Annotated in this window: 5 protein-coding genes; 1 reads left to right on the top strand and 4 read right to left on the bottom strand. The window is 66.3% G+C overall.

The window, feature by feature from the left end; genetic code table 11:
• Positions 1-74: 74 nt before the first annotated feature.
• Genes VI08_RS19905 through VI08_RS19920 form a run of 4 tightly spaced genes read right to left on the bottom strand, consistent with a single transcriptional unit; the run spans position 75 to position 9,249 of the window.
• Positions 75-2,510 carry a GH92 family glycosyl hydrolase gene (locus tag VI08_RS19905; protein ID WP_045831386.1) on the bottom strand — a complete coding sequence of 812 codons (2,436 nt, stop codon included), beginning with the start codon at positions 2,508-2,510 and terminating at the stop codon, positions 75-77.
• Positions 2,511-2,537: 27 nt separating this feature from the next.
• Positions 2,538-3,917: a glycoside hydrolase family 125 protein gene (locus VI08_RS19910; RefSeq protein ID WP_045831388.1), complete on the bottom strand. Its 1,380-nt coding sequence runs from the start codon at positions 3,915-3,917 to the stop codon at positions 2,538-2,540.
• Between the two features lie 53 nt (positions 3,918-3,970).
• A complete protein-coding gene (locus tag VI08_RS19915) occupies positions 3,971-6,601 on the bottom strand; it encodes a beta-mannosidase (protein ID WP_045831387.1) in 2,631 nt (876 codons plus the stop codon).
• Positions 6,601-9,249, bottom strand: a complete 2,649-nt coding sequence (locus VI08_RS19920; protein ID WP_084621637.1) for a TonB-dependent receptor — start codon at positions 9,247-9,249, stop codon at positions 6,601-6,603. The genes VI08_RS19915 and VI08_RS19920 overlap by 1 nt, the downstream gene beginning before the upstream one ends.
• A 612-nt stretch (positions 9,250-9,861) precedes the next feature.
• Between VI08_RS19920 and VI08_RS21085 the strand changes: the two genes are divergently transcribed.
• The gene (locus VI08_RS21085) at positions 9,862-11,640 is read left to right on the top strand and encodes a DUF3300 domain-containing protein (RefSeq protein WP_052698079.1); all 1,779 of its coding nucleotides are present in this window, start codon (positions 9,862-9,864) and stop codon (positions 11,638-11,640) included.
• The last annotated feature ends 44 nt before the right edge of the window (positions 11,641-11,684 follow it).

Here is an 11,684-nt window from a genome sequence, read left to right on the forward strand (position 1 = left end):
GCGCGCGATGGGTGTTGCCGCAAGACCCCATCGCGCGCAAGCGCGCTCCCACAGTTCGTTGGCGCCGCTTTTTATCAAGCCTTGGCTTGCGCGCCAAACGAGGGCGGGCGGTCTTCGGGCGCCTTGCCGAAGGCCTCGTTCGGCTGCTCGCCCATGGTGAAGACGAGCGTGCCGCCGGCGTTGAGGTCCTTGTGGCTGATCCAGCTCTTCGTCCACGGCTGGCCGTTCCACGTCACCGACTGGATATAAGGCTTGCCGTGGCCGTTGCCCTTGGTTTCCACCGTGAGCACCTTGCCGCCGCCGACCTGCACCTGCGCGCGTTCGAGGATGGGGCTGCCGAACACGTAGTTGGTGCTGACGGGGTCGACCGCGTACAGGCCCATGGCGCTCATGACATACCACGCGCTCATCTGGCCGCAATCCTCGTTGCCGGGGAGGCCATCGGGCTCGGGCAGGTACATCGTTTCGAGCATCTGGCGCACGCGCGCGGCGGTCTTGTGGTGCGACCCCGTGTACGCATAGAGGTAAGGCATGTGGTGGCACGGCTCGTTGCCGAACGCGCACTGCCCCACCATGCCGGCGATATCGGGCGGCGCGTTGTCGGGGATGGTCGAGTCGGCATTGAACAGGCCATCGAGTTTTGCCTCGAAGCCCTGCACGCCGCCGAACAGGTCCATGTAGTTGTACACGTCGTGCTGGTTAAGGAACGTGGCCTGCCATGCATTCGACTCGGTGAAGTCGCGCCACTTGTCTGAGTGGCCGATGGCGATGGGGTCGAACGGCTGCAGCCACTGGCCATCGTCACCCTTCGGGCGCATGAACTGCGTGTCCTTGTCGAACACGTTGCGGTAGTTCTGCGAACGCGCGCGCAGCGCCTTCGCCTCGTCGGCATGGCCCAGGTGCTCGGCCATGCTCGCCACCGCCCAGTCGTCGTAGGCGTATTCAAGCGTCTTGCTGACCGCTTCGCCTTCCTTGTCGCTGGGGATGTAGCCCTTGGCGCGGTAGTAGGTAAGGCCGAAATAATCGTCCTGCATGGCGCGGCGGCGGAACACCGGCCAGCCCTTCTGGTAGTCGATCCCCGTGAAGCCCTTGGCCTGTGCCTCGGCCACGACCACGGCGGAGTGGTAACCGATCATGCAGACGGTTTCGATGCCCTGCAGCGGCCACACCGGCGCGCCGCTGGGGCTTTCCACCGCCAGGCGGACGATGCCGTCGACCAGGTCGGGCACGCGGTCGGGCTGGTAAAGCGTGTAGAGCGGGTGTGCCGCCCGGTAGGTATCCCACAGCGAATAGGTGCTGTAGTTGTGGCGGCCCTCGGGCAGCGTGTGCACCGCCTTGTCCATGCCGCGGTAGCGGCCGTCGCTGTCGCTGAATACCGTGGGCGCCAGCATGGTGTGGTACAGCGAACTGTAGAAGGTACGCTTGATCTTGTCCGAATCGGAATCGACCTGGATCTTCGACAGCTCCTGCGTCCACTCGGCCTCGGCCGCGGCACGCACGCCGTCGAAATCCCACGCCGGGATCTCGCTGTCGAGGTTGCGCATGGCGCCCTCGATGTCGACGCCCGAGATACCCACCTTCACCAGCAACGGTTCGCTGTTGGCCTTGTCCAGGTGCAGCGCCGCTTTCAGGTTGTTGCCCTTCGCATCGGCGGTGCCGGCGGGCAGCGCCTTGTCGTCGGCGTACAGCGTGACCGACGACGCGGGGCGCGACAGCTTCATGGCGAAATAGATGACGCGGCCGGAGGCCCACTGCCACACGCGGCGGCCACCCACCAGGGTGTCGTTGCCCACGACGCGGATCTCGCCGTCGGTGACCCGGCAGTTTTCCTTCGGGCTATCGGAATAGCCGTGCGCCAGGTCGAGCAGGATGTGCGAATCGCCCGCCTTGCTGAACGTATAGCGATGGATGCCCGCGCGCAGCGTGGCGGTCAGCTCGGCCAGGATATCGTGCTTGGTGAGCTTGACGCGGTAATAGCCCGGGTGCGCCTGCTCGCCCGTGTAGTGCGAGCGGTAGCCCTTCACGCCGGTCTTGTAGCCCTTGGGCGCCTTCTCGCCGCCCGGCTTCTTGGCGTCGAAGCGCGAGACGTAGTTGACGCCATCGTAGTCGCGGTCGCCCGGCTGCAGCAGCACGGCGCCCATCGACGGCATGACGAGGAAGTCGAGCATGTCGGCGGCGCCGGTGCCCGAGAGGTGCGTGTGCGAGAAGCCCATGATCGAGCCATCGCCCTGGTGGTAGCCGGATGAGCCATCCCACTGGGCGTTGTACGTATCGGGGCTGAGCTGCACCATGCCGAACGGCCGCGTCGCACCCGGGTAGGTGTGGCCGTGGCCGCCGGTACCGACAAAGACGTCGACGTACTGCAGGATGCCCGCCGGGGCGGTGCCGCCGCCCGTGGCGGGTGATTCAAGGCCGTGCTTGACGCCCGCGGCCATCGCGGAGAGGGAGCCGAGCTGACCGACAGCGGTTGCAGCGGCCATGCCCTGCAGGAAACGTCGACGTGTAACCATGTGTAACCTCGTGAAACAGTGGGGGCCTTAGGCGCGGCGCAGTGCGTCGGGGTTCTTCTCGGCAAGGTGGACGACCAGCTCGCCGAACAGCGTGTTGGCCCAGGCGAACCACGAACGGGTGAAGTTCTTCGGGTCGTCCTGGTCGAAGGCCTCGTGCATGAAGCCCGTGCCGCCATGGGTGGTCTTCAGCATGTGCAGGCACTGGCGCTGCTCGGCCGCGTCGGTGGTGGTGAAGGCCTTCATCATGATCGACATCGGCCAGATGTAGCGCAGGCCTTCGTGCGGGCCACCGATGCCCTCGCCCGCCGTGCCCTTGAAGAAATACGGGTTCTTGTCGCTCCACACCAGCTCGCGCGTACGGGCGTAACGCTTGTCGTAGGGCGTGGTTTCCAGGTACGGCAGCGCAAGCAGGCTGGGGACGTTCGCGTCATCCATGAACAGCTGGTTGCCGTAGCCATCCACCTCGTAGGCCCAGTACTCGTCCTGGCCGTTGCGGATGACGCCATGCTGCTCGGTGGCCGCGGCCACTTCGTCGGCGAACGCGTTGCACTCGGCGGCGAACGCCTGGTCGCCGAAAAAGGTGCCGTGCATCTGCGCCAGGCGGCGCAGCGTCACCACCGCGAACAGGTTGCCCGGGATGTTGAAGGGCAGCGTGGTGGCATCGTCGGAAGGGCGGAACTCCTGGACGATCATGCCCACCGGCTTCGCCGGCGGCCCGAAGCCGTGCAGCATCTGGCTGTCGGTGGGGTTCAGGGCCGGGCGCTGGAAGTGGTACGGGCCCAGGTTGTCCTTGCGCTGCTGTTCGCGGAAGGTCTTCACGATGAGCTTCGTGGCGGCACGCCAGCTGTCGTCGAACGGCTCGCGGTCGCCGGTGGCCTGCCAGTAGCCGTGCGCCAGGCGCACCGGGTAGCAGAGCGAATCGATTTCCCACTTGCGCTCGGCCACGCCGGGCTTCATGTCGGTCTTGTCTTCCTGCGACCAATCCATGTTGCTCTTGGCCTTCGGGTCGGGCATGAAGGCGTTGGCATACGGGTCGATGGTGATGCAGCGCGTCTGCCGGCGGATCAGGCCGCGGAACAGCTTGCGCAGGGCCTCGTCCTTCGCCACCAGGGGCAGGTAGGGCCACACCTGGGCGGAGGAATCGCGCAGCCACATGGCGTCGATATCGCCCGTGAGTACGAAGGTGTCTTCATAGCCGTCCAGGCGGCCCACCTCCACGGTGGTATCCAGCGTGTTCGGGAAGCAGTTCTCGAACAGCCAGGCCAGCTCGGGGTCGGCGATCTTCTTCTTGGTGGAGGCGATGAGCTTCTCCACCGCCTCGCTGGTGAACTTGCGCTTGCCCACCGGGGGGCGCTTGCTCGGGAAGCGCGGCGCGGCCAATGCGGTGGCGCTGATGCCACCGACCATGGCGGCGCCGGGGGCAAGGGACAGCCACTTGATGAGGTTGCGGCGGCTCGGGTTCACGGCGGGGTCTCCTTAAGGGCGTCCACAAGCGAGGTTACCGTCAACGCGTGACGGAGTGTCGCGGCATCGGTGTTGCCGGCCACCACGATATCGCGGCTCTCGCCCGGCAGCAGGTCGAAGGCGTTATCGGCGAGCCGGACGTCGAGATCGCCGGTACCCACCCACACCGCGCGCGCCAGGCGCTTCGCGGTGACGGTGACGACCAGGCCATTCGCGGCCTGGCGCACGGTGGTGGTGAGCTCGGGCTTCTTCGGCAGGGCCAGGTCTTTCGCGGCACCGAAGTACAGCAGGTGGCTGGCCACCGGCTTGCCCTGCTCCAGCAGGTCAAACGCCACCACGGTGCGTTTCGGGTCGGCGCCCTTGAGCAGGGTGGCGTCGTCGGCCTTGAGCACGGAGGTGCTGGCCAGCTTGGCCGCCTTCACCGGCTGGCTATTCTCGCGCAGCAGCTTGCCGTCCATCGCATAGACACGGGTACGCAGGGTGGCGTCGAAGTCGGTCGTGCGGTCGGAGACGGCGAATACTTCGCTGTGGCCGTCGCGGCGGATTGGCACGATGGCCACCGGCGCGTAGAAGCGCTTCGCATGGAACTGCAGGGCCTTCCAGCGGTTGAAGTAATCGACGCTGGCCCAGGACGCGCCGGGCCACACATCGTTGAGCTGCCAGTACAGCGAACCCATGCTGCGCGGGCGGGCGCTGCGCAGGTGCTCGGCCGCCAGCTCGATGCCCTCGGCCTGCATCACCTGGCTCAGGTACACGAACGAGGGGAAATCCTTCGGCTCGCCGTAACCGGCGCGGATGTACAGCAGCAGGCGCTGGTTGCCGTCGCCGTTGGCGAACTTCTGGTGCGCGCGCATCACCTTCGACTCAGGCTGCATGTCGCCCGGCTCGGCGAAGGCCTTGATGGTGGCCATGACCGGGAACGACTGCAGGCCGTATTCCGACTGGAAGCGCGGTGTCATGTCCAGGTAGTGGTCGATGGGCTCGGAGCCCGACCACACCTTCCAATAGTGGAAATCGCCATCGCCCTCGACGTTGGCGGGGCCTTCGTAATCGGTACTGGGCGAGCTTGCCCAATACGGCACCTGCGGGGAAAGATCGGCGACGACCTTGCGCAGTGTCTTGCCAAACAGCTCGCGCATGCCGTCGTCGATGCGCTTCACTTCATCGGCGTTGACGAACTTGCGGAAGTCCTGGCGATCCGGCCAGTCGTCCCAACCGGTCTGCACTTCGTTATTGCCGGCCCACAGCACGATCGAGGGGTGGTCGCGCAGGCGGGTGACCTGCTCGATGGCCTCGATGCGGGCGTTTTCGTTGAAGGCCTTGTCGTACGGGGTGATGGCACCGCCGTACATGAAATCCTGCCACACCATGATGCCCATGCGATCGGCCGCGGCGTAGAAGGCATCGGGCTGGTACGTGCCGCCACCCCACATGCGCAGCATGTTCATGTTGGCGTCGCGGGCGGACTGCAGGATCGCCTCCATCTTCGCGGTGGTGACCCGCGTCGGGAAGCTGTCGAACGGAATGAGGTTGGCGCCCTTGGCGAAGATGGGCACGCCGTTGACCACGAAGGCGAACCCCCTGCCCCACTGGTCCTTCTCGCGGCGCAGCTCGACGCTGCGCAGGCCGGTGTCCTTGTCGGCCGAGGCGACAGGCGCGCCGTTGGCCGAGACATCGGCATGGAAGCGGTAGAGGTTGGCATCACCGTAGCCCACCGGCCACCAGCGTTGCGGGTGCGCGATGCTGACGGGCACGGCCACATGGTTCTCGCCCTTGGCCAGGCTCACGCTGCGTTCTTCGTGGCCCTTCGTGCCGTCGGGCGCGGTCCACTCCACCTTCAGCTGCGCGGCGCCGGCCTTGTCGGCGCGCACGTCGAACTGCGCATGGAGGCTGGCCGTGTCGGCATCGACGTGGTCCTGCGCGATGTGGAAATCGGCGAGGCGCAGGTCATCCCACGCCTGCAGGCGCACGGGCTGCCAGATACCGGCGGTGAGGTAGCGCGGACCCCAGTCCCAGCCGTACTGGTAATTGGATTTGCGCACGTAGTTCGATGTCTGCTTGCCCTTCGGCTCGTCGCCGAACACCGTGTCGAACTCACCCGGCAGCGAATACGGCTGCTTCATGAGCCACGGCAGCAGCTTCGCCACTGGCGAGGCAAAGCGGATATCGAGGGTGTTCCTGCCCTGCTTCAGGGCGCCCTTCGCGGGCAGGCGCCACTGGCGGAACATGTTGTCCGCCGAGAGCACCTTCTTGCCGTTGAGGCTCACGTCCGCGAACGTATCGAGGCCGTCGAAGACGAGATCGACGTGGCCGCGCGACAGCATCGCGGCGTCCACGTCGAAATCCAGGTGGTAATCCCAATCGGCCAGCCCGATCCATTGCAGGCTGCCTTCGTTGTCACGCCAGAACGGGTCTTCGATCCGCTTCAGCGCGAGCAGGTCGGTCTGGACGGCTCCCGGCACGGTGGCCGGTTGCCAGTCCTTCGCATCGGGGTGCGCGTCGCCCGCGGCCGCCCCGGGGGCGAGGCGGAAGCGCCAGCCGGCGAAGAGGTCCTTCTCCGCCGGCGTGGCCGCGCTGGCCGCGCCCGCGGCGAGCAGGAGGGCCAGGGCGAGCGACGCGCGGCGCATCACAGCTTGAAGCCCAGGGTGACGGTGTAGGTGCGGCCGTTCTTGTAGGCGTTGAGCGGCTGTGCCGGCGTGTTGTTGTAGACGAGGTAGGTTTCGTTCAACAGGTTCGTGCCATCGAGCGAGACGCGCAGCTTGTCGTTGATCTGGTAACCGATCGACGCATCGAGCTGGCGGAAGATCCCCGTGATCTGCTGCGACTGCAGCTGGGCGATGGAGGTGAAGTACGACGAGCGCCAGCTATACGTCAGGCGTGCGCTCCACGGGCCCTGCTCGTAGAACGGCGACAGCGTGAACGAGTTCTTCGAGTTGTACGGCAGCGGGAAATCGTTGCTCGTATCCGCGTCGGAGTAAGTGTAGTTCGCCAGCATGCCGAAGCCGAGGCCGAAGTTCTGCTGGTAGCTGAGCGCCGCGCCCTTCACCTTGGCCACGCCCGCGTTGATCGGCACCTGCATCTGGTAGATGTCGTCGCGCAGGTTGGTGTTGTTGTAGTGCGTCTCGGCCACGTTGGTGTTGAGGATGTAGCCCGAGATGCGGCGGTAGAAGAGCTCCGCCGCCAGCACGCTGTTCTCGGTGAAGTACCACTCGGCCGAGGCGTCGTAGTTGGTCGACTTGTACGGACCCAGGTCGGTGTTGCCGCGCGAGCCGGTGAGCGTGCGGTCGTCCAGCGCCACGTACGGGGTCATCTGCTGGTAGCGCGGGCGGGCGATCGTCTTGGCGTAGGCGAAGCGCAGCGTGAGCGAGTCGGCGGCGTCATACGCGATGTTGAACGACGGCAGCCAGTCGTGGTACGCGCTGCGCTTGTCGACCGGTGCGTACTGGTTGTTGCCGACGAAGTTGTAGCCATCCACGGTATCGCGCGTGCGGAAGTAGCGCATGCCCAGGTTGCCGCGGTAGTTGTCGCCGGCGAAATCACCCTGGATGTAGAACGCGCGGTTCTGCTCAGCGACGCTGTAGGTGGCCTTCGGGTCGAGCGAGACGTTGCCGTCCTTCAGGCCCTGGATATAGGCCTTCATCAGGCCCGGGTCGATCGTCGTCCAGTCGCCCATGTTGCCGGCGGCGTCGAGGCCATTGAGGAAGCCACCCGGCGTGCCGCCGTGCGCGAAGTTGGCGAGCGACAGGCCGTTGCCATCCTGCGTGGGCAGCGTGGCCTGGTAACCGTCCTGGCCATCGAGGTGGTTGGTGGCCTTGATGCCCACTTCGATCTGGTTCAGCGGGCCCCACTGCACGTCGTGCGCGAAGTCGGCCTGGAAGTAGCGCTCGCGGTCGTAGCTGGGCGCGTAGCTGAAGCCCGCGCCGTGGGCGAGCATGGCCGAGGGGTTATCCGGGCTGTTGTAGTTGATCTGCGGGTGCTGGCCGTCGAGGTTCCAGTTGAAACCGCCGAAGCCCTGGAACTGCATGTTGTAGATGCCGTCCGAGCCGCCGGTGGAACCGGTGTAGCCGATCTGCGACGACGCGGTCCAGCCATCGCCGAACCAGTCGGCGCGCAGCTGGGCGACGCCGGTGTTCACCGTCGAATCGCGCTCGTAGCCGTCGAGGTAGGTGGACGTGTTGGCGTTGTAGCTGCCGCTGGTGGCCACGCCGTTGTTGAAGCCCAGCGCCGTGGCATTGGCGGCCGAACCCGACCACTCGCCGTAATGGCTCTGGTTGAAGTTGTTGAACTTCTCTGTGACGTAAAGGCCGGTGAAGTTCAGCTCGAACGCTTCGTTCGGCTTCCACTGCAGGCCCGTGGAGACGCCATCGCGCGTGCGGCGCTGCTGGAACCACGCGGTGTTGACGGCAGTGGGGTACACGCCCTGCTGGTTCGGCGGCACCACGGCCGGGTTGAACTGGTGGTCGGGGTTCGTGTCGGTGGGGTCGTTGACGCGCTGGTAGCCGAACACCTCGGTGCCCTGGCGGTCGATGATGCGGTCCGAATGCATCAGCGAGCTGATGACACCGAAGGTTTCGTCCTTGTTCTTCCAGCTGTACAGCAGCGACGCGTTCGGCTTGCCCTTGTCAGCGCTGTCGTTATAGCCGTAGCTGACGCTGCCCGTCAGGGTGTTCGCCGGCAGGTCGAGCGGGCGGCGCGTGTTCACGATGACGGTACCGCCGATGGAGCCTTCGTCGATGTTCGCCTGCGGGGTCTTGTAGACCTGGGCGTTACCGATGATTTCCGAGGCCAGCAGGCTGTAGTTGAACGAGCGGCTGTCGGGGTTGTTCGGGTCGGAGGTCCAGTTCGTGGAGGCCACGGTCTGGCCGTTGAGCAGGAGGCGGTTGAGCGCCGGGTCGGTGCCCAGGATGCTGACCTTGTCGCCTTCGCCGAAGTTGCGGTCCACCGAGAGGCCCGGCAGGTGCGAGAGCGATTCGGCCACGTTGGTGTCCGGGAACTTGCCCACGTCCTCGGCCGAGATGGCGTCGACGATGGAGTCGGAATTGCGCTTGAGGTCGAGCGACTTCTGCAGCGAGGCGCGGATGCCCGTGACTGTCACGCCCTGCAGATTGGCGGCGTCCTGCGTATTGGGTGCGGCGGCCTTGTCGGCGGGCTTCGCCGGGGTGGCAGGCGCGGCCGGCGGCGGGGTCGCCGTGGCGGCGTCCTGCGCCACCGCGCCGGCGTTGGCAGCGAGCCCGGCGAGGATGGCGAGGGACAGCACAGTGATGCGGTGGTTCACATGTATCTCCTGGGGAGGTGGAGGAGCCTGTGGGGAAGGCTTTTTTGCGGGACGAACGAAACCGCACGGGCTTGCGCCCGTGTTCGTCATCCGTACGTCCCGCGGTGTTTTGTTTTGTCGCCCTGCTGCGCCCTTGTCGCCCATGGCGGATCGCTGTTGCAGCGGTATTACCCAGTCGATTTTTAGGGGGCGGTGATAACGATGTCAACGATTTTTTTAACACGATCTAAAGAGACGCCACTTTCTTCAACGCATTGATTATTCTATGAAAGGCGCGAGGGGCACTTTCGTGCAGTGCGGAAAATTCTTAACCGGATTTGGATCGATTCACGGTTTCTTCAAATCTCGCTTTGGCACCCGTAACTAGCCAAAGGAAAAGCATTTTTGTCGGCGCTGGGCGCGTGGCATCGTGAGGCTGGCTCGCGTGGACGTTCATTGCTGCATTGCAGCGTAAAAAGCGGGCGAGCCTCGCCTGCCGGGAGCGGGCCAACCGCAGCTTTTTGCGAAGTCCGACGCCGACGTGAACGCGTTTTTCGCATGCGGGCCCGAGACAGGGGACAGTAAGGCATCGCGCGCGAAGCTCGGCCCACGTCCCCACGCAAAGGCATCACGATGTCGCGATCCCTCCTCGAGGTCTCCTTCAAGACCCTGCTCTCGGCCGCGGTGGTTGCCGCGCTTGCCGCGTGCAATCGCGAACAACCCGCGCAGGCCGCCGACGCGCCGCCGCCCGCCGCGGCTTCCACGAGCGCCGACCAGCCAATCCAGGCCGCGCCGTACCAGCGCCCCACCGCCGACCAGCTCTATGCGCTGGTGGCGCCTATCGCGCTGTTCCCCGACAACCTCGTGGCGCAAACACTCGCGGCGTCGACGCACCCGGATGACGTGGACAATGCGCGCCAGTTCCTCGATGGCCACCGCGACCTCAACGGCGCCGCCCTCATCGACGCCGCCGACCAGCAGCCGTGGGACCCGAGCGTGAAATCGCTGGTGGCCTTCCCCGCCGTGCTCGACCAGATGGCGAACAACGGCGAATGGACCGACGCGCTGGGCGCCGCCTATGCGAACGAGCCCACCGACGTGATGAACGCCATCCAGGTGATGCGCTCACGCGCGCAGGCCAAGGGCAACCTGAAGAGCACGTCGCAGCAGAAGGTGGAAGTGGTGGACCGCGGCGCGCCGGTGTCGCAGGCCACGGTCGTCGAGCAGGACGAGATCGTGGGGCCGCCCGCGCAGACGATCGAGATCCAGCCATCCGACCCGGGCGTGGTTTACGTGCCCGAGTACGACCCTGACGTGGTCTACGGCGAGCCGGTGTATTCGCGCGTGTATGAAACGCGCTATGTGGAACCGGCGCCCGCGCCGGCCTACCGCGATGCCGTCGTCGCCGGTGTCGTCGCCTTCGGCGCGGGCATCGTCGTGGGTGAGCTTTTCGCGCACCATGAACACCACGACCGCCCGTGGGGCTGGAACAGCTGGCACACCTCGTGGGGTGGCCACCACGATGGCGGCCGCCCGGCGGTCGTGTATGACAACCACCCCTATGTGGTGAACCGAACCGTGGTGAACAACCGTTACGTCGATCGCTCGGTGCACATCGACAACCGGCACAACTTCAACAACACGAACATCCACCAGACCAACATCAACCGGCCTGGCACGCCGCCCGGCCCCACGCCGCAGCAGCGGCCGATGCAGCGCCCGGCGCAGCCCGATTACGCGCACATGCAGCGGCCCAGCTTCACGCCGAACGCCATGCACCCGACGGCGCCGAACGCGCGGCCGGCGTTGCCGCCACCGCAGCAGCACGCCGCGCCGAACGTGGCCGCTGGGCAGCATGCGTTCCCGGGCGCGCCGCAAGCACCGGGCCAGGCGCGACCGGGCCAGCCGCCGCAGGCGGGCAACGGATTCAACCGCGGCGATCACGGCCATGACGGTGCCTTCGCGCATGCGCAGCCACCGGCGCCCCAGCCGCAGGGGCCGCAACGTCCGCAAACGAACGGCGCAGCGGCACCCGCTGCCCGCGCGACGCCGAACTTCGCGCACAACGCGCCCCAGCCGGGATCTGAGTCACACGGCAATCCACGCATGCCGCAGTTCAATCGCCCGCAGCCCGAGCAGCACCAGGCGGCGCCGCAGCAGCGCCCGGAACCGCAGGTGGCCCACGTGCCGCAGATGCCGCACAACGAGCCGCAGCGCATGGAGCAGCCGCACCACGACATGCCGCGCCCGATGCCGCAGCCGCAACAGCACTTCCAGCCGCCACAGCGCGAGGTGGCCCAGCACATGCAGGCGCCGCCTCGGCCCCAGCCGCAGCCGCAGCAGCACCATGAGCAGCCCCACCAGGCGCCGCCGCAGCAGCACCACGACGACCACAAGAAGCACGATGGCTAAGGTGGAATGATTGCCTCTCTATGTAGGAGCGCGCTTGTGGGGTG

Source organism: Luteibacter yeojuensis, from assembly GCF_000964085.1.
GTDB lineage: Bacteria > Pseudomonadota > Gammaproteobacteria > Xanthomonadales > Rhodanobacteraceae > Luteibacter > Luteibacter yeojuensis_A.